Raw genomic sequence first — 21,659 nt, 5'->3', positions numbered from 1 at the left:
GATTATGCGACTTTGCACCGCAGCATGATGTTCAGCGAGGTGTGCGCAACGATCGGCTCAAAAAAATCACCGGAATCAAGCCCACGAGCACCAGAGCGAGCGAGGGCAGAGCAGCTTCGGCCAAGCGCTCGTCTTTAGCCAACTGATAAGCCACCACGGCCAGCGTGTCGTGGTTAAACGGGCGCAGCACGAGGGTGGCGGGGAGCTCTTTCATCACGTCTACAAATACGAGCAGCGCGGCCACGGCGGCGCTGCGTGAGAGCAGGGGGGCGTGTACGCGGGTGAGGAGGTTGATGCTGGAGCTGCCTAGCATGCGGGCTGAATCGTCTAGGCTTTGCGGGATGCGGGAATAGCCGCTTTGGATGCTTTGCAGCGCGACGGCGGTGAAGCGCACGAGGTAGGCCCAGATCACGCCTAGGATGGTGGTGGTGACAAGGGCACCGATGCTCCAATTGGGCTGCCAGGTTTGCAGCAGGCCGACGGGGATCAAGAGGCCGACCACGATGACTGCGCCAGGGACGGCATAGCCCATGCCGACGATGTGTGTGATGCCGTGCGTGAAGCGATTGGCTTGCCTGCGCTGCGCGAAGGCGAGCATGAGCGCGAGCGCGGTGGCGAGCAGGGCGGCGATGCCTGCGAGCTTGAAGCTGTTGAAAGCCCATTGGGCGAATTGCGCCCAGCGGATGGGCTCATCATCTGCCGCGCCTGCGAGCAAGAGCCGCAGCATCATGAGAACTGGCAGCGCAAAGCCCAAAAGAATAGGCAGCGCGCAAAGCAGCTGAGCCTGAATCTGCCGCCCGTTGGTGAGCTGCACGGGCTTGGCTTCCGCGCTACCCGCTCTCTGTCCTTTGATCGCCGAGAAGCGCATCTTCTTCTGCGCACGCCGCTCAAGCTTCAGGAGCACCGCCACCACGATCAGCAGCATCACGGCGAGCTGCGCGGCGGAAATGCGGTCGTCCATCGCCAGCCATGCTTTGTAAATGCCAGCAGTAAACGTCTGAATGCCGAAATAGCTGGACACGCCGTAATCAGCCAGAGTCTCCATCAGCGCGAGTGACACACCTGCGGCCACGGCGGGGCGCGCGAGTGGCAGCGCCACCCTGCGGATGCGCGTCCCGAGTGGCGCGCCGAGCAGCCGCGCGGCTTCCATCAAATGCGCTGCGCGCTCTGAAAGCGCGGCGCGCGAGAGCAAATACACATACGGGTAAAGCGTGAAGATGAATAGCAGGGCCGCGCCCCAAGTGCTGCGAATCTCCGGCAACACGCGGCCTTGAAGCCCAAAGGTTTCACGAATCCAAGTCTGCGCAGGCCCGGAGAATTGCAAAAAATCCGTGTAAGCGTAGGCCGACACATAGGCCGGCATGGCCAGCGGCAGCAGCAGCGCCCATTCAAAAAAGCGCCGGCCTTTGAATTCAAACAGCGTGACGGCGCATGCCGTGCTCATGCCTATCAGGGCTGTACCGCCCGCCACAGCTGCGCAAAGTGCTATGGATGTGATAGCGTATTGCGGCAGCACCGTGCTCGCCATTTGCGCGAGGATATCGCTGCTAGCGGCATTCCATTGCAGCAAAGCCGCGAGCACAGCCAGCACGGGCAGGGCGACGAGCAGGGCGATGAGCGCTAAGGGGAAATGGAGCAGGCGTTGCACAAGAAAGACACTAAAAGTAAATGAGAATTGTACGCATTTACAATTGCTTCCATGTATCTCCAACTGAATCAGCTCAGCGTTCGCTACCCCGGCTTGGCGCGTAGCGCCGTGAGCGACGTGACGTTTGGCCTCAAAGCGGGAGATATCGGCGTATTGATCGGGCCTTCAGGCTGCGGCAAGACGACTTTGCTGAGAGCCGTTGCAGGCCTAGAGCCTGTGAGCAACGGCAGTGTGCAATTGGCGGGCGAAGAAGTCAGCAGCGCTGGTTTCAGCAAACCGCCCGAGCAGCGCCGCATCGGCATGGTGTTTCAAGATTACGCCTTGTTCCCACATATGGATATTGGCCGCAATGTCGCTTTCGGCATCATGCATATGAAGGATGCTGAGCGAAGAGAAAGAGTGCGCGAAGTCTTGGCGCTTGTGGGCTTGGAGGGCGAGCGCAGGCGCATGCCGCATGAGCTCTCGGGCGGGCAGCAGCAGCGCGTAGCCCTCGCGCGCGCGCTTGCGCCCAAGCCACAATTGCTGCTGCTCGATGAGCCGTTCTCCAATCTCGATGTGGATCTGCGTGAGCGCTTGGCCCATGAAGTGCGCGGCATTTTGAAAGCTGCTGGTGCCACGGCCCTGATGGTCACGCATGATCAGCTAGAAGCCTTCGCCACCGGCGATGTGATCGGCGTGATGCATGAAGGCCAGCTGCACCAATGGGCCGATGCCTACACGCTCTATCACCGCCCCGCCACTCGCTTCGTGGCAGATTTCATCGGCCATGGCGTGTTTGCCAAAGCGCAAGTGGAGCTGCATGAAGAGCATGGCGGCCTGCACAAACACGTCGTCACGCCCGTGGGCGAGCTGCACGATATCAGCCCAGAAGTGCTGGAGAGCCTGCCCGAAGGCGAGGTTGAAGTGCTGCTGCGCGCTGACGACATCATCCACGACGATGCCTCGCCGGTACAAGCCAAAATCATCCGCAAAGCCTTTCGCGGCAATGAATTTCTCTACACACTCCAGCTCAAAACCGGCGAACAAGTGATGGCCCATGTGCCCAGCCACCATGATCACAAACTAGGCGAATGGATTGGCATTCGTGCTGAGGTGGATCACGTGGTCACATTTGGCGTTTCTTGAGAGTTTTTGAAGTGTTTTGAGCAGTTTGCCGGCATAGATACTGCGCGAGGTGCTATTGAATTGATAGTGATATTCCCGTTCGCCCTGAGCCCGTCGAAGGGTAGAGCGAAAAAATGGGGTCAGATCACAATTCAAGACACTCAACGACCCGGCGCGCATTCAACCCCAGACGAAATTGTGCTCTGACCCCAATTTTCGCGGCGCACGACAATGACTTCATTTCTGTGAAAGCTTGGGAGCGCAACCAATAGCACGCCACCTTTTGTACCTGCTGCCTAACGCAGGGCATCGCCCAAGTAAACTTTTTTGAAAACACACGCGATAGAGATCGTCACAAACTTACCCTCTCCCCGCGCGCCTTCCAAAAAAGTTTCCAATCCAACCACCCTACGCTCTCCGCTGGATAGTTTTTTAGAGTACGGCAAACTACGGTATAAATTAGCTTAATTGCTGCGGTTATCAGAAATAATTTTATATCTGTATTCGAAACCAAAAAATGAGTTTAGACCGATGATTTATATGAGGGTTCTTCCGATCTTTATGCCCAGTTTATACCGAAGTGCCATTTTTTATATCGCTACTCCTGCGGCGTGTATTAAGTTAATTCTCCCGATGAAATGCTGGAGGTCGCTGCATTTTTTGATTTTGCTACTCTGCGTATTTGTAGCAGACTTCACCTTCGCGCGCAGCATTTGCGGCGAGGGTCTCTATTCAAGTATGGGCGAAGCTAAACACAGTCGCGACATGTTTGGTTCGACCTTGATCATCGTCGATCAGACACCAGAGTTACCTGTGCTTCCGGTTGAGCGACAACACAAAGAGGTGCTCAAAAAACTCTCGATAGCACACGGCATCTTTTCATGTACGGGCGCGATGGATGTGAGAAGCGATCTTGTCCAGTTGGAAATTCGCTATCCGCAGTTCACTTTCGAGCTGAACGGTAAACATGCTTGTTTCCCTGATATCGTTAATTCAGCAGACAATCGAACGGTTCTTGTTGCGACCGGGCACTTTGCTGAAAAAGGTATTTGGCTAACTTTGGCAGGGAAAAAGGAGTTTTTGCCAAAAAGGAGAAACTACTGCGCCACATCCGTAAGAGCGCTTGGAAAATGATCCCTAACATCAAGCCTGTACTGCCAGTCTCTCCCATGCCGCAGAAAAAAGACTTCTGACTACAACGCCAATGTACGATCTCTGCAAGCGGAGAGCGTAGGGTGGGTTGGATTGGAAACTTTTTTGGAAGGCGCGCGGAGACTAACTTTAGATCGCTACTTTCGTAATCGCGTGTGTTTTCAAAAAAGTTTACGAGACGACTACCCTGCGCTAGGCCGCAGGTGTCAAAGGTTGAGCGCGAACGGTTGCGTCCAAACAGCTGGGGGGAAAACGAAATGGTTGGCGTGCGCCGCAAAAATTGGGGTCAGAGCACAATTTCGTCTGAGGTTGAATACGCGCGGTGAGATCAGTGTCTTGAATTGTGATCTGACCCCAGTTTTCGCTCCTTCGACAAGCTCAGGACGAACGGTTAGGTAACTCCTAATTCCATAGCAATCCGCGCAATATCCATCCCGGCTACCTACTCAAAAAGCTTTAAAAATCAGGCTGGAGCAGACCGCAGAGCGTAAGCTTTGCCATCTAGCCACAAGAACTCTGCGCGCAGAATAGCGCTGCCTTTTTCATCCTTGAATGTGAAGCCGAGCACGGCGAGCGATTGGCCGTTTTTGATTTCATCGACCTTCCACGCGTTCATGCGGAAGAGGGGGGCGAGCTCTATTTCCCAGGCTTTGTCGGTGCGTTTGGGGAGGCTGGCTTTTTTGAGCAGGGCGGGGGCATCGACGGGCGCGGTTTGCGCTGGGATGCTGCGGGTGGCCAGATCTGCGGGCAGCTTCATGCCGGGGTTGAGTTCGAGGGTGAGCTCGGTATGGGCGTTTTGCCATTTCACTTTGCTTGCCTTTCCTTCGAGGTAGATCGGGCGATCTAGATCGAAGCTGCTCCAGCCGTGGTGAGCATGGGCTACAAGTGAAGCGGGCAGGGCTGTGGTGGCGATGAGTTGCAATGTGGTGCGGCGTTGCATGGTGAAGTCCTCAAGTTAGATGTAAGCAATCCAGCGGCCGCAGAAGATGGCGGCGATCCAGATCAGGGTGGAGGCGAAGGTTTGGAGTCTGGCCAGGCCATCAAGTTTCGTCAGCGAATCCCGGCCATGAAACCACGCGGCATTACACGCGGCCAGCATGAGCAGCCCCATTTTGATGACGAAAGCGCGGTTGGCCAAAAGCTCGCCGGCTTGTGTGGCAAACATGATGAGGCCAGAGAAGGCGGCTAGGCTGAAGCCCGATATGGCCAGCAGCAAAGCCAGCCGCGATAAATCTTTCACGGGCAGCGTTTTGCCGAAACCCCAGACGCGCAGCTCCAGCAGCACCAGATTGCCCAAGAGCAGCGCGATACCAATGATATGGATCACTTCTAGCGTGGGATAGGCGAAAGGGTGCGTGCGCAAAGGGCCAAGGGCGGTGGAGAGGGCATCGAGCGGAGTAGTGGGATTCATAGATTTGCAAAGATTGTGCTCTGATCAGCGGCGAAGCGCCAGAAGCGGGGAAAAATGCGATTACAAGGCGGGTAAAATTCGGTTTTAACCCGACTCTCACAACAAATGTCCGCCTGGGTGCTCCCCGATCACATTGCCGATGTGCTGCCTTCTGAGGCGCGCCACATCGAAGAATTGCGCCGCAGCTTGCTGGATGCCGCTAGAGGCTATGGCTATGAGTTGGTGATGCCGCCGCTCTTGGAATACCTCGAATCCTTGCTCACGGGCACAGGCCAGGCGCTGGATTTACAAACTTTTAAGCTGGTGGATCAACTCTCTGGCCGCACCATGGGCGTGCGCGCAGACAGCACGCCGCAAGTGGCGCGGATTGATGCGCATTTGCTCAACCGCCAAGGCGTGGCTCGCCTGTGCTACTGCGGCCCTGCGCTGCACACCGCACCTGCCAAGCCACACGCGACGCGCGAGCCGCTGCAGTTTGGCGCGGAGATTTATGGCCATGCGGGGCGGGAAGCTGATTTGGAAGTGATGCTGCTGGCGATTGATTGCTTGCAACGTGCTGGTTTGAAGGATTTGACGGTGGATTTGGCCGATGCGCAGATCGTGCGCAGCTTGCTCTCTGGCGCGCCGGTGTTTGCCGAGCAGTTGGCGCAGATTCATACGGCACTGGCCTCTAAAGATGTAGCTACGTTGAATGAACTCACCGCGAGCTTCCCCGCTGCGCAGCGTGAGGCCTTGGTTGAACTCACCAAGCTCTATGGCGATGAAAAAGTGCTTTTAGAGGCCGAAAACTGCTTCTCGCCGGCATATAACGTGCGCGGAGTGCTATCAAATTTGAAGTGGCTTGCTGATCATGTGCGCTCAGCTCAGCCAAGTGTGAAGGTGAGTTTTGATCTGTCAGACGCGCGCGGCTACGCTTATTACACCGGCGCTCGCTTTGCGATTTACGCGCCATCGGCATCAGATGCCGTGGCGCGCGGTGGGCGCTACGATGAAGTGGGCTCGGTGTTTGGCCGCAACCGGCCAGCCGTGGGCTTTTCGCTCGATGTTAAAGATTTGGTGGCCGCCGCGCCGATGCAAAAACTGCGCACAGCCATTCGCGCGCCTTGGGGCGAATCGGCAGCGCTGCGTGAGGCGATTGCGCGGCTGCGAGCAGCAGGCGAGACGGTGGTCTGCGTGCTGCCAGGGCATGAGGCCGAAGTGCAAGAGTTCAATTGCGACCGCGAACTGGCTGAAGTGGCTGGGCAGTGGGTTGTGAAGAGTGTTTGAAATGTTTTTAAGACAAATACCGGACGCAAAAGTCGCAAAAGTTGCGCAAAAAACGCAAAAAATACCTTCATTGGTTTCTTTTGCGTTTTTTGCGCAACTTTTGCGCCCTTTGCGTCCGGCTGTTTAAGTTTTTCTGAGAGAAGCAATGAATCCAGTAAAAGGCAGAAACGTCGTCGTCGTCGGTTCCCAGTGGGGCGATGAGGGCAAAGGGAAATTGGTTGATTGGCTCACCGAGACCGCCCAAGGTGTGGTGCGTTTCCAAGGTGGCCATAACGCGGGGCACACGCTGGTGATCAACGGCGTGAAGACCGCCTTGCACCTGATTCCCAGCGGCATCATGCGCGCGGGCGTGAAGTGCTACATCGGCAATGGTGTGGTGCTCTCTGCTGCCAAGCTATTTGAAGAGATTGAAGGGCTGGAGAAGGCGGGTGTGGAAGTGCGCTCGCGCCTTCGCATCTCTGAAGCTTGTCCGTTGATCTTGCCGTTTCATGCCGCTCTCGATCAAGCGCGCGAAGCCTTTCGCGGCAAAGGCGGCAGCGAGAAGATTGGTACCACAGGCCGAGGCATTGGCCCTGCGTATGAAGACAAAATCGCCCGCCGCGCGCTGCGTGTGCAAGATTTGAAACACCCCGAGCGCTTTGCGGCCAAGCTCAAAGATTTGCTGGATCTGCACAACCATGTGATGACCACCTTCTTAGGCGCTCAGGCGCTGGAATTTCAGCCGATATTTGACGAAGCGATGAAGCATGCGGAGTTGCTCAAGCCGATGATGGCTGATGTCTCGCGCGAGCTCAATGAAGCCCATGCCAAAGGCGTGAACCTCTTGTTTGAAGGCGCGCAAGGCACGCTGCTTGATGTGGATCACGGCACATACCCGTTCGTCACGAGTAGTAACTGCGTGGCCGGCAATGCCGCAGCTGGCGCAGGTGTGGGCCCGGGCATGTTGCACTACATCTTGGGCATCACCAAAGCCTATTGCACCCGCGTGGGTGGCGGCCCGTTCCCTACAGAATTAGAGTGGGAAAAGCCAGGCACGCCGGGCTATCACATGAGCACCGTGGGCGCAGAGAAGGGCGTCACGACTGGTCGCAGCCGCCGTTGCGGTTGGTTCGATGCAGCCTTGCTCAAGCGCAGCGCGCAAGTGAATGGTTTGAGTGGCCTGTGCATCACCAAACTCGATGTGCTCGACGGCATCAAGGAACTCAAAATCTGCGTAGGCTACGAGCTCGATGGCGAAAAAATTGACATCCTGCCCATGGGTGCAGACGATATTTCTCGCTGCGTGCCGATTTACGAAACCCTTGAAGGCTGGACGCAAAGCACGGTAGGCGTGACGCAACTCGACAAACTCCCCGTGCAAGCCCGCCTGTATCTGCAGCGCATCGAGCATGTGACGGGCGTGCCGATTCACATCGTATCCACCAGCCCAGATCGCGATCACACGATTCTGATCAAGCATCCTTATTTGGCTTGATAGCTCTGCGAAACGAATTCAAAAGCTTCAGAGAATCTGTTTTGTTAGCTTACTGACCAATAGAACGCAAAAGGCGCAAAAGAAACGCAAAAGACGCAGAAAATTATTAGCATTACTCCCATCCGCTTTATTGTTTTTTCACTTTTCCCTTTTCTCTTTTCTGCGTCTTTTGCGTTTATTTTGCGAATTTTGCGTTCAATTCTCAGCACACCAATATCCTTCACCACCGTAAATCCAACCGGAGACAAAAATGCTCACAGAAGACGGCAAACACCTCTACGTCAGCTACGACGAATACCACAACCTGATTGAGAAGCTGGCCATCCAGATTCATAAATCAAACTGGGAATTCGACACCATCCTCTGCCTCGCGCGCGGCGGCATGCGCCCCGGAGACATCCTCTCCCGCATCTTCAACAAGCCCCTGGCCATCATGAGCACCAGCTCTTACCGTGCCAACGAAGGCACGGTGCAAGGTCACTTAGATATCGCTCGCTACATCACCACCCCCAAAGGCGAAATCGCTGGCAAGGTGCTGCTGGTAGACGACTTGGCTGATTCCGGCCACACACTCAAAGCCGTGGTCGATATGCTCAAAGGCAATTACAAACCCATCACCGAGCTTCGCACCGCCGTGATCTGGACGAAAGCCGTGAGCGTGTTTGAATGCGATTACTCCGTCGAGCACCTGCCCACCAACCCCTGGATTCACCAGCCCTTCGAAGGCTACGACAGCCTCTCGCCCGAGAAGCTGCTGGAGAAGTGGAAGGTTTGATCCACAACTGCGCTTGCACCAAAAGCCGCTGCCTTGTCAGCGGCTTTTTCATGTCTTTGCGGTTTTCGCTAACATCCAGCTATGTCTGCCAACAAAATTACTGATCTCATTCATCATCCTTATCAGCCCCCAGAAGGCTTCGAAGCGCCGCAAATCGGCGTGCATAAAGCTTCCACGGTGATCTTCCCGAATGTGGCGGCGATGCGCAGCCGGGATTGGAAGAACAAGAGCGGCTATACCTATGGGCTGCACGGCACGCCGACCACTTTCACCCTAGAAGAGCGCATCGCTTCGCTAGAAGGCGGCTTGCAATGTGTGCTGGTGCCCAGCGGTTTGGCGGCAATCGTTGCGGTGGATATCGCCTTGCTCGGGCAGGGCGATGACATGCTGCTGCCGCACAACGTGTATGGCGCCCGGCTGGGGCTCACGCAGGAAGAACTGCCGCGTTTCGGCATCACGACGCGCTACTACGACGCGATGGATGCAGCTGATCTGGCCGCCAAAATCACACCTAAAACCAAGCTCGTCTGGCTGGAAGCGCCTGGCTCGGTGACGATGGAGTTTCCTGATTTGCCGGCTTTGGTGCGCATTTGCCGCGAAAAAGCTGTGATCTGCGCTTTAGATAACACTTGGGGCGCAGGCCTGGCATTCAATGCTTTTGATCTGGATGGTCAAGGTTTGACCGTAGACATCAGCAGCCAGGCGCTTACCAAATACCCCAGCGGCGGCGGCGATGTGCTGATGGGCTCCATCGTCACGCGCGACGAGGCGCTGCACCACAAGATCAAACTCTCCCACATGCGCCTAGGCTACGGCGTGGCAGCCAATGATGCTGAGCTGGTGCTGCGCAGCTTGCCCAGCATAGGCATTCGCTACCGTGCGGCAGATCAATCGGCGCGCCAACTCGCACATTGGCTTAAAACGCGGCCAGAAGTTGAAGCTGTACTCCACCCCGCGATTGAAGGCGCGCCAGGGCATCAAAACTGGCAGAATTTATGCCGAAAAAGGCCTGTGGCCGGCATAGAATCTGCGCGAAGTGCTACTGATTTAATAGCTAATGAACATCGAAGCGAGGGATACGCCGCCGGTCTGTTCAGCATCGTTTTCCACGAAAAATTCAGCCCAAGCCAAGTCGATGCCTTCGTCGATGCCCTCAAGCTTTTCAAAATCGGCTATTCATGGGGCGGGCATTTGAGCTTGGCTGTGCCCTACGACATTGCGAGTATGCGCAATCAGAATGTGGCGCATTGGCCCTACCGAGGGGGTTTGGTGCGCTTTTCTATTGGCTTTGAAGAGGCTGCAGATCTGATGCAAGACCTGTCCCAAGCATTTCATGCTTTAACTAAACTCAGGGAAAATTAGGATATTTCAATATTTCAGTTGAGTTACATTAGGACGCCCGCACTAATAATTCTTATCTGAAATAAACCATGGCCGCAACACATGCTTACTTCAAGCGTTTGCATGTTGTATTGCGGCAGATTTTTTCCCGAGGCTTGTTGCTGAGTCTTGCCTTGCTTGGGCTGCAATGGGCTGCGATATCACAAGCTCATGCGCAAGGCTCGCCGTTTACTTGCGATGTGGTGTTCTACCAAATTCGCAACCCCAACAATGCTGGCTTCACCACGGTGTCGCAGATCTTCAGTTATGCGGCGATCAACTCATCCACAGCGCCAACCCCAGAATATGCAACGCCTCCTACCGGCCGCTTGAATGCGCTGGGCTACAACCCGGTAGATAACTACATGTATGCGTTGGATGCCGGTGCCGGCGTTCCGCGCTTGTATCGTATTGGCCAAGGTGGGTATCAATTGGTGGGTGATATTTTGGACACCACCGGTGCAGCGATTGCTGGATTCACACCCACGGCCGGTGCTTTTGATGCTGCAGGACGCTATTACTTTTCAGGGCAAGGCACCACCAATGGTCAGGGTAACTCGATGGCGCCCAATGCGATATTTCGTGTTGATTTCATCCCTGCCACTGGCAACATGACTGCTGCGCAGCGCTATAACTTTGATGTTCCCAATGTCATGAACTTCGGTGACTTTGACTTCAATGGCGCTGGAGGGCCAGCTGGTTTGCTGCTCGGGGCGAGTACGCAGGCCAACTACGGTGGTATTCGCACCATGCACCGAATCACTTTGCAGCCAGCCTCATCCGGTGCAGTCGGGACGGCCAGCGTTGTGACGACGACGATTGCAAGCGCAGCCTTCACAGGCATTGGCTCGGCCTTCTGGGATGCCTTCAGCAGCAAGTTCTATGTGTTTGATAACGACGCCTCCACTTTTTGGGAAATTCTCAACCCTGTCACTGGCTCGCCCTCTGCTATTTCCGTGACTGTGCCGGCACCTGCTTTGCCCTTCACCAGCAACACCAATCCCACAGATGGCACTTCGTGCCCGATCTCGGGCGTGCGCCGCGCAGATTTAGAGATCACCAAGACCGATCCCTTTGGCACGGTGACAACCGGCCAAGTCACAAACTACACCATCACGGTGAAAAATAACGGCCCCTATCCTGCAAACTACAGCGTGATTCAAGATCCAGCCGTCGTGGGTTTGCAAAAACTCAGCGTCACATGCTCTGCGCCCGGTGGACCGCCTTCCGCAGTTTGTCCTGCGGTGTTGAACACATCAACCTTTGAGAGCCCAGGCTTGCAGGTCATTACATTTCCGCCCGGGACATCGCTCGTCTTTTCATTGAATGCCTTGGTGACAGCCACCACGGCAACCGGCGCGGTCTCCAATGCTGCAAGAGTCACGCCGGCCATCGACACCACAGACCCCACGCCCAGCAATAATTTTGCAACCGATACCAATATCATCAATGTCAGCAATACCAATCTAGTGACGGGGGCGCAGATCTGCCCGGCCGGAACCACAGAGAGCCTCACCAACAGAATCATCAATGGCGATTTTGCCAACTCATCGCCCCTGAGCAGTAGTGCGACGGTTTCCGCCCCCAACACACTGACCTCCCCTAATTCAGTGAGTATTCAATCGGGGCAACGTGCATACACGCCTGCGACTAATGTGAATGTTTTGCAAAACCCCTTTGCGGGAGATGCACTGCGATCTGTGCCCGGAAGCAACAGCTGGTTGCTCAGCAATGGCAAAGCGCCTGCGTCGCCCAACTACGATATTTGGTCGCAAGCCGTGGGTGGCTTAACGATCGGCCGCACTTATGAATTCATGTATTACGCCTCTAATACAGCCTCGGGTTCGGCAGCCAGTGTTGTGCCAAATATTCAAGGTTTGATCAATGGCGCAGCACTGACTGGTGGCACGCCAACATTTGCCGCCCCCAATTCGAACAATGAAGTCGGTATAGACACTTGGTATCTGCGGCAAGGCAGCTTCGTAGCGGCCTCGACGACCGTGACGCTATCTATCCGAAACTTCAACGCGACGGCAAGTAACCCTGAAATTGGGGATCTGGCCGCGATTGCCCAGATTCAACTGCGTGAATGCCTGCCTTCAGCTGATGTTCGGATCACCAAAGACAATGGGTTGAGCTTTCTCAACACGGGGCAAACCACAACTTACACCATCGTCGTTCGCAACACCTCCACCGTGGTGGCCAACACCACGACCCTGAGCGATCCTGCCGTGCCCAATTTCATCAAGAGCACCGTTGCTTGCGTTGCAGGTGCAGGAAGTGTTTGCCCCAGCGCTCCTTTGACCGTGCTGGCCTTGGAGGGCGCAGGCCTGACCATCCCAGTGGTGACTGCCACCAGCGGCATCATGACGTTCACTGTCGCAGGGCAGGTCACTGGCGCGCCCGGAACAACCGTGACCAATATCGTCACATTGGCTGCTGTAGGCTACACCGATTCGAACACGAGCAACAACCAAGCGCAAGACGCTGATCCTGTGCGTGGGAGCGTGAATCTGAGCATCACCAAAACCAATACTGCGAGCAGCCTCGTCTCTGGCTCGACCACCAGCTACGACGTGACAGTGACCAACACGGGCCCCAGCTCCTTGGTCAACGGCATCTTCCGCGATGTCCCCACATCAGGCTTGCAATGCACCAGCATCACTTGCGTGCCCACAGGCGCAGCCCTGTGCCCCAATCCTGGCACGGCACCCGGAGAACTCAGCATCGCCAACATGAGCAGCGGAGGCGGAATTGTCATTCCCAGCATGGTGCCTAACAGCGCTTTGAGGTTCAGCATTGCTTGCAACGTCATTGCAAGGGGCGTGCCGTGATCAACGCGGCTTACAAAATCGCCTAAGCTCTTGATGCCTTCGCCTTGTCTAGAGCCGCTTGCACGAAACGACGCTTCTTTTCAAGCTCAGCGCTGTCGGTGATTTTGCTCACAGTCTGAGGGAAATTTTGCAGCGCTTGAAGCTTGTCTTGCAGGGTTTTTTCAAGCATTTTTGGCCGTTCGCCGGCATAGATACTGCGCCGAATGCTCATCTTTTCATAGCGTTCTAGAGCGTTGTCCGCTTGGCGCTGATCCCAAGCCTGCCAGCCTGTGCGCCCTGGTGTGGTGATTTCAATTTCTATGCAATCCACCGGGCAGACTGGGATGCACAGCTCGCAACCGGTGCATACCGATTCGATGATGGTGTGCATGGTTTTGGAGCTGCCCACAATCGCATCCACTGGGCAGGCCTTGATGCACAGCGTGCAGCCGATGCACCAGTCTTCATCGATGAAGGCCATGGTGCGCTCTTGCTCTTGGCCGTTGGCGGGGTTCAAGGGCAGGGCGGCTTGGCCAGTGAGCGCGGCCAAGCGCTGAACACCTTCGTCTCCGCCGGGTGGGCATTGGTTGATCGGGATGCCCTCATGCGCGATGGCCTGCGCATACGAGGCGCAATCGGGATAGCCACAGCGCTGGCATTGGGTTTGCGGCAGCAGCGCGTGAATAGCGCGAGCTGCGGGGCTCAGGTCTTGGGCAGCCAAGCTCATCGTGCTTTGCTAGTTACTCTCTTTTTGATAGCTGGCTGCGCAGGTTTCTTGCCGGCTACAGCCGATTTTGATGATGGTTTTGTGGATTTTCTAGGGGCAGATGCTGACGTTTTTGACGCGGCGGCTATGAACTCTTGCACCTGTGGATACACCATATCGCGCCAGCGGCGGCCAGAGAAGATGCCGTAGTGCCCAGCGCCTTTGACTTCGTAATGCTGCTTGGAGGCCTTGTCGATGCCGCTGCATAAATCATGCGCAGCACGGGTTTGGCCGCTACCGGAAATATCGTCCAGCTCGCCTTCTACAGTCAGCAGAGCGCAGCCAGTGATGTCTTGCGGGCGCACGCGCTCGGGCTTGCCTTGGCTATTTTGCACATCCCATGTGCCTTCCACGAGTTTGAACTTCTGGAAGACGGTTTCAATCGTTTCCAGATAGTAGGAAGCATCCATGTCGAGCACGGCGTTGTATTCGTCGTAAAACTGGCGATGCGCTTCGGCGCTGCGGCCATCACCTTTGACCAGATCTTTGAAGTAATCCCAGTGGCTCTTGGCGTGGCGATCTGGGTTCATCGCCACAAAGCCAGTGTGCTGCAAAAAGCCTGGATAGACCTTGCGCCCTGCGCCTGGAAAATTCGGTGGCACGCGGTAAATCACATTGCTTTCAAACCAATTGTGGCTACGCTGCGTTGCCAAATTGTTCACCGCTGTGGGCGACTTGCGCGCATCAATCGGGCCGCCCATCATCGTCATGGACAGCGGAAGCTGCTCACCACGCGAGGCCATGAGCGAGACAGCTGCGAGCACAGGTACGGTAGGCTGGCAAACGCTCATCACATGGCAGTTGCCATATTGCTTTTGCAAATGGCGGATGAATTCCTGCACGTAGTTCACATAATCATCCAGATGGAAATCACCATCGGCCAGAGGCACGAGACGGGCGTTTTTCCAATCGGTGATGAAGACCTTGTGGCCTTGCAGCATGGCACGCACGGTATCGCGCAAAAGAGTTGCATAGTGGCCAGACAGGGGCGCGACGATCAGCACGGCGGGCTGGCCTTTGAGGCGAGCGAGTGTGGCAGCATCATCGGAGAAGCGCTTGAAGCGGCGCAGCTCGCAGAAGGGTTTGTCGATTTCTACGCGTTCGTGGATGGCGATCTCGGTTTCTACGCCGTCGTGAGGGATGTTGACCGTCTTGATGCCGAAGGCTGGCTTCTCATAGTCCTTGCCCAAGCGATACATCAGGTCATACGTGGCAGCGGTGCGCTGCGCGAAGGGCAACTGCCCAAAACCGTTGAGCGGGTTGGCATACAGCTTGGCCGTGGCCTGCGCAAATTCCGCGAAAGGTTCCATCAGAGCGCGCTGGGCTTCGTAGAGTTGGTAGAGCATGGTGTTTATCTTTTTTGCAGCGAAATGCTGCATTGCAACATTCTAGGCCTGTCTGCTGCAGAATGTTGAGGCTTTGCCTCCAAACTCGGGTAATCCTCGATGTTTGTCACTATGATTCCACCATGGCAAAACCACTCGTTTATCGTATCGCTCTGATCGCTCATGACGCCAAGAAGGCTGATATTGAATCGCTTTGCAAAGATTTCTTGGGATTTTTAGAGACTTGTAAGCTTTGCGCGACGGGCACGACCGGCTCGCGCATCATGCGCGCTACGGGTCTGAAAATCGAACGCTTGCTCTCAGGGCCTATGGGGGGCGACTTACAAATCGGCGCACGCTTGGCCAGCGGCCGCATCGACGCCGTGATTTTTTTGCGCGATCCAATGACGGCGCAGCCTCATGAGCCAGATATCAATGCCCTGGTGCGAGCCTGCGATGTGCACAACGTACCTTGCGCCACCAATTTGGCCAGCGCGCAGGTGATGCTGCAAACCCTGTCTTGGCTGGCAATATTTGGGGATTGAGCGCTCGCCGCTTATTTGCAATCGTTGGCGATGATGTCTTGTAGGCGCTTGGATTCTGCCGCACGCGTGGCTTCATCCATGATTTCCCGCTCGCCCTTGGCATTGGTTGTGGAAATGCGAACACCGGAATCGAAGCCAGATTTGGATCGCTTAGCGCGTTCACAGTTTTCTTTTTGAGCTGCTGCGGTTTTCTCGGCTTCAGCCTTCTTCTTGGCCGCTTCTTGAGCCTCGACTTCTTTCTTCTTCTTCTCCAGCTCAGCATCTTTACCGCTGACTTTGGGGGCTGCAGCGCCTGCGGCCGCTGCAGCTTTGGGGTCAGAGGAGGATGCTGCGGATGTCGAATCTGCGTTTGCGGCTGGTGCTGGAGCACTCACACCAGCTGGGCGCTTCAAAATATCTTTTTCAGACACGCTCGAAGGTGGTGGTTGATCGCTGAAAACACGGCGGCCGTCTTTGTCTTTCCATGACCATTGGGCGTGGGCCAGAGGCAGCACGCATATAAGCAAAGCGCTAGCAATCACGCTTCGGATCAGAGATGCATTTTTATTCATAGCTTGAAGTGTAGCCAGAAGGGACTACTCTGCCAACGCGCCAGATGCCGTTTACGACGACAAAACCGCCTTCTGGTATACAAAGCTCACGGCGGTGTTGCGTAAAATCCTTGTTTTGGAGCTTACATATGCGCCTGCTTGGCAAAGCACTCACTTTTGACGACGTTTTGCTCGTCCCTGCCTTCTCCTCCGTCTTGCCCAAAGACACTTCTCTTCAAACCCAGTTTTCTCGCAATATCGCGCTGAATTTGCCCTTGGTGTCTGCTGCCATGGATACCGTGACCGAGGCTCGGCTGGCGATTGCCATGGCGCAAGAGGGCGGTATGGGCATCATTCACAAGAATCTCACAGCCAAAGAGCAGGCCGCGCAGGTGCGCAAGGTCAAGCGGCATGAAAGCGGTGTGCTGCGTGATCCGGTGGTCATTCCGTCTGATTTCAAAGTTCATCAGGTGATGGAGCTATCGGAGCAGTTGGGCGTGAGTGGCTTCCCGGTGGTGGATGGCGGCAAAGTTGTCGGTATCGTCACCAGCCGCGATTTGCGTTTTGAGACGCGTATGGATGTGCCGGTGAGCCAAATCATGACAGGGCGCGAGAAACTCGTGACTGTGCCCGTAGGCACACCGCTCAAAGAAGCAAAAGCTTTGCTGAACAAGCATCGCTTGGAGCGCTTGCTTGTTGTCAACGATGCTTACGAGCTCAAAGGCCTGATCACGGTGAAAGATATCACCAAGCAAACCAGTTTTGCTAATGCTGCGCGCGATGAGCAGGGGCACCTTCGCGTGGGCGCGGCCGTAGGCGTGGGTGAGGGCACAGAAGAGCGCGTGGCTGCACTAGTGGAAGCTGGCGTGGATGCTATCGTTGTTGATACAGCCCATGGCCACAGCAAAGGCGTGATTGATCGCGTGCGCTGGGTCAAGCAGAATTTTCCACAGATTGATGTGGTGGGCGGCAATATCGCTACAGGCGCTGCTGCTTTGGCTTTGGCTGAAGCGGGCGCAGATGCGGTGAAAGTCGGCATCGGCCCCGGCAGCATTTGCACCACGCGTATCGTGGCCGGTGTGGGCGTGCCGCAGATCATGGCAGTGGACGGCGTGGCCACGGCGCTCAAAGGCTCAGGCGTTCCGCTCATTGCCGATGGCGGTATTCGCTATAGCGGCGATATAGCCAAGGCTATTGCTGCAGGCGCAGGCTCGGTCATGATGGGTGGCATGTTTGCTGGCACAGAAGAAGCGCCGGGCGAAGTGGTGCTCTACCAAGGTCGCTCTTACAAAAGCTATCGCGGCATGGGCAGCATCGGCGCGATGCAGCAAGGCAGCGCAGATCGTTACTTCCAAGAATCCAGCACCGGCAACCCCAATGCCGACAAGCTCGTGCCCGAAGGCATTGAAGGCCGCGTGCCCTACAAGGGCTCGGTCGTCGCCATCATCTTCCAATTGGCTGGCGGCATCCGCGCGAGCATGGGCTATTGTGGCTGCGGCACGATTGCCGATATGCAAAACAAAGCTGAATTCGTGGAAATTACCGCAGCCGGTATTCGCGAAAGCCACGTTCATGATGTACAAATCACGAAAGAAGCGCCTAATTACAGAGCGGAGTGATGCTTTGCTCTCTTTGTCATGCTTTTGATGTACAAATAGGGTTCATCAACCAATCTTTCAGGAGCACATCATGGGCATCATTTCATTTTTCAAAGAAGCTGGTCAAAAACTCTTTGGCAGCAAGCCTGAGGTAGCTGCTGCAGTGGCCGAGCCGAGCAACGAAGAAAAAGCTGCTGCTGCCAACGAAGCTGCATCCAGCGCTATCAAAGATTACATCCGCTCCAACAATCTACCTGCAGACAATCTCACCATCACATTCAGTGGGGCGGATCAGATCGTCACAGTAGCGGGGCTGGTGGCCACGCAGGAAGAGCGAGAAAAGATCATCACCTGTTGCGGCAATGTGCATGGCGTGGCTGGCGTGGCTGACGAAATGACCTGCGATGAAGCCGATGCGCCCAGCTGCCAATTCCACATGGTGGTGAGCGGCGACAACCTTTCCAAAATCGCCAAGCAATACTACGGCGATGCGAATAAATACCCAGTGATCTTCGAAGCCAATAAGCCCATGCTCAGCCATCCTGACAAAATCTACCCTGGACAGAATCTGATCATCCCCGCGCAAGCCTAAAATACGGTTTAGCTCTCTTCAGTAGGCGGCTTCAAGCCGCCTTTTTCATTGCTCACCATGCAACACGACAAAATCCTCATCCTCGATTTCGGCTCCCAAGTCACCCAGCTCATCGCCCGCCGTGTGCGCGAGGCGCATGTGCTCTCGGAGGTGCATCCCTGTGATGTGACGAGCGAGTGGGTGCGCGAGTATGCGAAGGATGGGCATTTGAAGGGCATCATCCTCTCGGGCTCGCATGCGAGCGTGTATGAGGTGGATGATCGTGCGCCTGATGCCGTGTTTGAGCTCGGCATTCCCGTGCTGGGTATTTGCTATGGCATGCAGACCATGGCGCAGCAGCTGGGCGGCAAGGTGGAAGCGGGCAAAACGCGCGAATTTGGCTATGCCGAGGTGAGGGCGCATGGGCATACTTCGTTGCTGAAAGGCATCGAAGATTTTCAAACGCCAGAAGGTCACGGCATGCTCAAAGTGTGGATGAGCCATGGCGACAAAGTTACCGAGATGCCGCCCGGCTTCAAGCTCATGGCTTCTACGCCAAGCTGCCCGCTGGCGGGCATGGCTGATGAAGCAAGGAAGTTTTACGCGTTTCAGTTTCACCCCGAGGTGACGCATACGGTGCAAGGCAAGGCGCTGATCGAGCGCTTCGTTTTAGGCATCTGCGGTGCCAAGCAAGACTGGATCATGGGCGATTACATTGCCGAGGCCGTCGCCAAAATCAAAGCGCAGGTGGGCGATGAGCATGTACTGCTCGGCCTCTCAGGCGGTGTGGATTCATCAGTTGCTGCAGCTCTCATTCACCGCGCCATTGGTGATCAACTTACCTGCGTGTTCGTTGATCACGGCCTGCTGCGCCTCAACGAAGGCGATATGGTGATGGACATGTTTGCTGGCAAGCTGCATGCCAAAGTGATCCGTGCCGATGCCAGTGAGTTGTTTTTGTCGAAGTTAGCTGGCGTCTCGGAGCCTGAAGCTAAACGCAAAATCATCGGTGGCTTGTTTGTCGATGTGTTCAAGGCAGAGGCTGAAAAATTAAAGCAAAAAGGGCAGTTCGCCGGCATAGAATCTGCGCAGAGTGCTACCAAATTAGGAGCATCTGCTAAGGGTGTGACTTGGCTTGCTCAAGGCACCATCTACCCCGATGTCATCGAATCCGGCGGCGCCAAAAGCAAAAAAGCCGTCACCATCAAAAGCCACCACAATGTCGGCGGCCTGCCCGAGCAGCTGGGCCTCAAGTTGCTCGAGCCGTTGCGCGATCTCTTCAAAGACGAAGTGAGAGAACTCGGCGTCGCCCTCGGCCTGCCGCCAGAAATGGTCTACCGCCACCCCTTCCCAGGCCCCGGCCTCGGTGTGCGCATCTTGGGTGAAGTCAAAAAAGAATACGCTGACCTGCTGCGCAGGGCTGACGCCATCTTCATCGAAGAGCTGCGCAATTTCAAAGACGAACAAACCGGCAAGAGTTGGTACGACCTCACCAGCCAAGCCTTCACCGTCTTCCTCCCCGTCAAAAGCGTCGGCGTGATGGGCGATGGCCGCACCTACGATTACGTCGTAGCTCTCCGCGCCGTCGTCACCAGCGATTTCATGACAGCGGACTGGGCAGAGCTGCCCTATGCCTTGCTCAAGAAAGTCTCTAGCAGAATCATCAATGAAGTGCGTGGGATTAACCGAGTCACCTACGATGTGAGCTCCAAACCACCTGCGACGATTGAGTGGGAGTGAGGGAAGTCACGGCCTAATGACAGGCGCATGCTGAGCCATCAGTTCAGCGACCCATTCGATAAACACACGTAGCTTGGCGCTAACATGCCGGTTAGGCGGAAATGCAACGTACAGCGGCATTGAATCAAGATGCCAATCCTCGAGCAGTGGCAGTAAATCACCTTTTGCCACGTATTGTTTCGCCATATAGTCGGGCAACCACAAGACACCGAGGCCGGCCAAGCCGGCGGCAAGATAGGCATTGCCGTCATCCACAGCCAACACATATTGACCCTGCATTTTGATGCTCTCGCTGCCGCGGTGCATCGCGTAAGGAACGGTTTTTCCCGTGCGCGCCCACACAAAGCCAACGACGCGGTGATGTGAGCTCTCCAAGTCCTGTGGGTGCAAGGGTGTGCCGTTGTGATCCAAGTAGCAGGGTGCTGCGAACACCTTGAGTTGCAGGTCGCCTACATGACGCGCCTTTAACGACTGGTCAGCGAGTACGCCGCCGCGTACGACGCAGTCCACGTTTTCGCCGATGATGTCTACCATGCGGTCACTGACACCCATGTCGAGCTGGATGTCGGGGTATTGCGCATGAAATGCTGGCAATGCGGGTATCAGGATCATGCTCGCCAGCGGGCTTGGAACATCCACACGCAGACGGCCTCTTGGCGCCGCTGTAGCGTTAGATAGGCTCGTCTCAGCATCATCCATATCGGCCAAGAGGCGCACACAGCGTTCATAGTAAGCCGCGCCATCTGCAGTGACATTGACTTTCCGGGTCGTGCGATTCAGCAGCTTAACGCGCAACCGAGCTTCGAGTTGTTGAACCAGTTGTGTCGCCGTAGTCTTGCTCATGTGCAGAGTCTGCGCCGCCTTGGTGAAACTGCCTGTTTCCACCACGCGAACAAAGGCTTGCATTGCGTCAAAGCGATCCACTGCTAATTCCTAAACCGCATCTTTGTTTGCATTTTACAAACAAAGATGAACAGACTTGCTCGTTTATCAATAAGAGTGCGATCCCTATGATTGCTTGGATATTAACTATTGCCCCCTCGCACTTATTTGGAGTATTTGTATGAATGAAGTTAAACGCGATGTCGTTTTTCCGCCGGGACGGCGTGCGCTGTATGAGCGTAATCGCTATTCGCCAGCCATCCGTTCCAATGGTTTCTTGTTTGTTTCTGGACAAGTTGGTAGCCGTGACGATGGTTCGCCTGAGACTGATTTGGAGAAGCAAGTCCGACTCGCATTTGATCATTTGAATGCTGTTCTGTTGGCTGCAGGTTGCGCATTCGATGATGTGATTGATGTGACTGTTTTTGTTGTCGATCCAGAAACAAACTTTGAGACCATATGGAAAGTTATCCCCGACTATTGGGGTAGCGAGCCATACCCGACCTTGACAGGTGTCGGTGTAACGTGGCTTTATGGTTTTCAGTTCGAAATCAAGGTGATCGCGAAACTTCCGCAAGCTAGTCCAAGTTGATTTGGATAGCTGCTGCGGCTGGTGACGATTCCAAACGTTGCTCAGCTTCTGGCTGGTCGACTTTATCGTTGCAAACTGACGGTACGG

General features: G+C 55.4%; 19 protein-coding genes. 12 read left to right on the top strand and 7 right to left on the bottom strand.

Going from position 1 to position 21,659, the window contains the following annotated elements; translation table 11 throughout:
* Window positions 1-31: 31 nt before the first annotated feature.
* The gene (locus KIH26_RS09375) at window positions 32-1,648 is read right to left on the bottom strand and encodes an ABC transporter permease (protein ID WP_213444293.1); all 1,617 of its coding nucleotides are present in this window, start codon (window positions 1,646-1,648) and stop codon (window positions 32-34) included.
* 51 nt (window positions 1,649-1,699) lie between these two features.
* Here KIH26_RS09375 and KIH26_RS09370 point away from each other — a divergent pair, with 51 nt between their 5' ends.
* Entirely contained in the window at window positions 1,700-2,773 is a 1,074-nt protein-coding gene (locus tag KIH26_RS09370; protein WP_213444291.1) for an ABC transporter ATP-binding protein, read from the top strand.
* Between the two features lie 744 nt (window positions 2,774-3,517).
* A complete protein-coding gene (locus tag KIH26_RS09365) occupies window positions 3,518-3,886 on the top strand; it encodes a hypothetical protein (protein WP_213444289.1) in 369 nt (122 codons plus the stop codon).
* Between the two features lie 481 nt (window positions 3,887-4,367).
* Here the strand turns inward: KIH26_RS09365 and KIH26_RS09360 are convergent, their stop codons facing one another.
* Window positions 4,368-4,844: a DUF6152 family protein gene (locus tag KIH26_RS09360; RefSeq protein ID WP_213444287.1), complete on the bottom strand. Its 477-nt coding sequence runs from the start codon at window positions 4,842-4,844 to the stop codon at window positions 4,368-4,370.
* Between the two features lie 15 nt (window positions 4,845-4,859).
* A complete protein-coding gene (locus KIH26_RS09355) occupies window positions 4,860-5,315 on the bottom strand; it encodes a hypothetical protein (RefSeq protein WP_213444285.1) in 456 nt (151 codons plus the stop codon).
* A 105-nt stretch (window positions 5,316-5,420) separates the two neighbouring features.
* Here KIH26_RS09355 and KIH26_RS09350 point away from each other — a divergent pair, with 105 nt between their 5' ends.
* The 5 genes from KIH26_RS09350 to KIH26_RS09330 all read left to right on the top strand — a co-directional run bounded on the left by KIH26_RS09350 (window position 5,421) and on the right by KIH26_RS09330 (window position 13,044).
* Entirely contained in the window at window positions 5,421-6,581 is a 1,161-nt protein-coding gene (locus KIH26_RS09350) for an ATP phosphoribosyltransferase regulatory subunit (RefSeq protein ID WP_213444283.1), read from the top strand.
* A 145-nt stretch (window positions 6,582-6,726) separates the two neighbouring features.
* Window positions 6,727-8,055, top strand: a complete 1,329-nt coding sequence (locus KIH26_RS09345) for an adenylosuccinate synthase (protein ID WP_213444282.1) — start codon at window positions 6,727-6,729, stop codon at window positions 8,053-8,055.
* A gap of 250 nt (window positions 8,056-8,305) precedes the next feature.
* Window positions 8,306-8,830 carry a phosphoribosyltransferase gene (locus KIH26_RS09340; protein ID WP_213444280.1) on the top strand — a complete coding sequence of 175 codons (525 nt, stop codon included), beginning with the start codon at window positions 8,306-8,308 and terminating at the stop codon, window positions 8,828-8,830.
* Between the two features lie 81 nt (window positions 8,831-8,911).
* Window positions 8,912-10,192, top strand: coding sequence for a PLP-dependent transferase (locus KIH26_RS09335; RefSeq protein WP_213444278.1), 1,281 nt, complete (start codon window positions 8,912-8,914; stop codon window positions 10,190-10,192).
* A gap of 68 nt (window positions 10,193-10,260) precedes the next feature.
* Window positions 10,261-13,044, top strand: coding sequence for a DUF11 domain-containing protein (locus KIH26_RS09330; protein WP_213444276.1), 2,784 nt, complete (start codon window positions 10,261-10,263; stop codon window positions 13,042-13,044).
* 22 nt (window positions 13,045-13,066) lie between these two features.
* Here KIH26_RS09330 and KIH26_RS09325 read toward each other — a convergent pair whose 3' ends face one another.
* Both KIH26_RS09325 and KIH26_RS09320 read right to left on the bottom strand, forming a co-directional pair.
* Complete coding sequence (locus KIH26_RS09325; RefSeq protein WP_213444275.1) at window positions 13,067-13,750, bottom strand: RnfABCDGE type electron transport complex subunit B; 684 nt, start codon at window positions 13,748-13,750, stop codon at window positions 13,067-13,069.
* A complete protein-coding gene (locus tag KIH26_RS09320; RefSeq protein WP_213444273.1) occupies window positions 13,747-15,135 on the bottom strand; it encodes a polyhydroxyalkanoate depolymerase in 1,389 nt (462 codons plus the stop codon). The genes KIH26_RS09325 and KIH26_RS09320 overlap by 4 nt, the downstream gene beginning before the upstream one ends.
* Before the next feature lie 122 nt (window positions 15,136-15,257).
* Between KIH26_RS09320 and KIH26_RS09315 the strand changes: the two genes are divergently transcribed.
* Window positions 15,258-15,659 (top strand): methylglyoxal synthase, encoded by a 402-nt coding sequence (locus KIH26_RS09315; RefSeq protein WP_213444272.1) that lies wholly within the window; start codon window positions 15,258-15,260, stop codon window positions 15,657-15,659.
* 11 nt (window positions 15,660-15,670) lie between these two features.
* On the opposite strand, the gene KIH26_RS09310 is transcribed toward KIH26_RS09315, so the two are convergent.
* Window positions 15,671-16,210 carry a DUF4124 domain-containing protein gene (locus tag KIH26_RS09310; protein WP_213444270.1) on the bottom strand — a complete coding sequence of 180 codons (540 nt, stop codon included), beginning with the start codon at window positions 16,208-16,210 and terminating at the stop codon, window positions 15,671-15,673.
* Window positions 16,211-16,338: 128 nt separating this feature from the next.
* On the opposite strand from KIH26_RS09310, the gene guaB reads away from it, so the two are divergent.
* The 3 genes from guaB (at window position 16,339) to guaA (ending at window position 20,098) form a co-directional block, all read left to right on the top strand.
* Window positions 16,339-17,808, top strand: a complete 1,470-nt coding sequence (gene guaB / locus KIH26_RS09305; RefSeq protein WP_213444268.1) for an IMP dehydrogenase — start codon at window positions 16,339-16,341, stop codon at window positions 17,806-17,808.
* A gap of 70 nt (window positions 17,809-17,878) precedes the next feature.
* Complete coding sequence (gene lysM / locus KIH26_RS09300; protein ID WP_213444266.1) at window positions 17,879-18,379, top strand: peptidoglycan-binding protein LysM; 501 nt, start codon at window positions 17,879-17,881, stop codon at window positions 18,377-18,379.
* A 57-nt stretch (window positions 18,380-18,436) separates the two neighbouring features.
* Window positions 18,437-20,098, top strand: a complete 1,662-nt coding sequence (gene guaA / locus KIH26_RS09295) for a glutamine-hydrolyzing GMP synthase (protein WP_213444264.1) — start codon at window positions 18,437-18,439, stop codon at window positions 20,096-20,098.
* A 6-nt stretch (window positions 20,099-20,104) separates the two neighbouring features.
* Here the strand turns inward: guaA and KIH26_RS09290 are convergent, their stop codons facing one another.
* Complete coding sequence (locus KIH26_RS09290) at window positions 20,105-21,022, bottom strand: LysR family transcriptional regulator (RefSeq protein WP_213444262.1); 918 nt, start codon at window positions 21,020-21,022, stop codon at window positions 20,105-20,107.
* Window positions 21,023-21,161: 139 nt separating this feature from the next.
* Here KIH26_RS09290 and KIH26_RS09285 point away from each other — a divergent pair, with 139 nt between their 5' ends.
* Entirely contained in the window at window positions 21,162-21,572 is a 411-nt protein-coding gene (locus KIH26_RS09285; RefSeq protein ID WP_213444260.1) for a RidA family protein, read from the top strand.
* Window positions 21,573-21,659 lie beyond the last annotated feature (87 nt).

This window comes from Variovorax sp. PCZ-1 (genome assembly GCF_018413605.1).
GTDB lineage: Bacteria > Pseudomonadota > Gammaproteobacteria > Burkholderiales > Burkholderiaceae_C > JANMDU01.
This window is presented reverse-complemented; position numbering and strand designations above follow the sequence as displayed.

Excerpts from the sequence above, each read along its gene's own strand:
- KIH26_RS09365 (WP_213444289.1), top strand. The coding sequence starts at position 3,518 with ATGTTTGGTTCGACCTTGATCATCGTCGATCAGACACCAGAGTTACCT.
- guaB (WP_213444268.1), top strand. The coding sequence starts at position 16,339 with ATGCGCCTGCTTGGCAAAGCACTCACTTTTGACGACGTTTTGCTCGTC.
- KIH26_RS09355 (WP_213444285.1), bottom strand. The coding sequence starts at position 5,315 with ATGAATCCCACTACTCCGCTCGATGCCCTCTCCACCGCCCTTGGCCCT.
- KIH26_RS09315 (WP_213444272.1), top strand. The coding sequence starts at position 15,258 with ATGGCAAAACCACTCGTTTATCGTATCGCTCTGATCGCTCATGACGCC.
- KIH26_RS09325 (WP_213444275.1), bottom strand. The coding sequence starts at position 13,750 with ATGAGCTTGGCTGCCCAAGACCTGAGCCCCGCAGCTCGCGCTATTCAC.
- KIH26_RS09320 (WP_213444273.1), bottom strand. The coding sequence starts at position 15,135 with ATGCTCTACCAACTCTACGAAGCCCAGCGCGCTCTGATGGAACCTTTC.
- KIH26_RS09340 (WP_213444280.1), top strand. The coding sequence starts at position 8,306 with ATGCTCACAGAAGACGGCAAACACCTCTACGTCAGCTACGACGAATAC.
- lysM (WP_213444266.1), top strand. The coding sequence starts at position 17,879 with ATGGGCATCATTTCATTTTTCAAAGAAGCTGGTCAAAAACTCTTTGGC.
- KIH26_RS09345 (WP_213444282.1), top strand. The coding sequence starts at position 6,727 with ATGAATCCAGTAAAAGGCAGAAACGTCGTCGTCGTCGGTTCCCAGTGG.
- KIH26_RS09360 (WP_213444287.1), bottom strand. The coding sequence starts at position 4,844 with ATGCAACGCCGCACCACATTGCAACTCATCGCCACCACAGCCCTGCCC.
- KIH26_RS09370 (WP_213444291.1), top strand. The coding sequence starts at position 1,700 with ATGTATCTCCAACTGAATCAGCTCAGCGTTCGCTACCCCGGCTTGGCG.
- KIH26_RS09335 (WP_213444278.1), top strand. The coding sequence starts at position 8,912 with ATGTCTGCCAACAAAATTACTGATCTCATTCATCATCCTTATCAGCCC.
- guaA (WP_213444264.1), top strand. The coding sequence starts at position 18,437 with ATGCAACACGACAAAATCCTCATCCTCGATTTCGGCTCCCAAGTCACC.
- KIH26_RS09350 (WP_213444283.1), top strand. The coding sequence starts at position 5,421 with ATGTCCGCCTGGGTGCTCCCCGATCACATTGCCGATGTGCTGCCTTCT.
- KIH26_RS09310 (WP_213444270.1), bottom strand. The coding sequence starts at position 16,210 with ATGAATAAAAATGCATCTCTGATCCGAAGCGTGATTGCTAGCGCTTTG.
- KIH26_RS09330 (WP_213444276.1), top strand. The coding sequence starts at position 10,261 with ATGGCCGCAACACATGCTTACTTCAAGCGTTTGCATGTTGTATTGCGG.
- KIH26_RS09285 (WP_213444260.1), top strand. The coding sequence starts at position 21,162 with ATGAATGAAGTTAAACGCGATGTCGTTTTTCCGCCGGGACGGCGTGCG.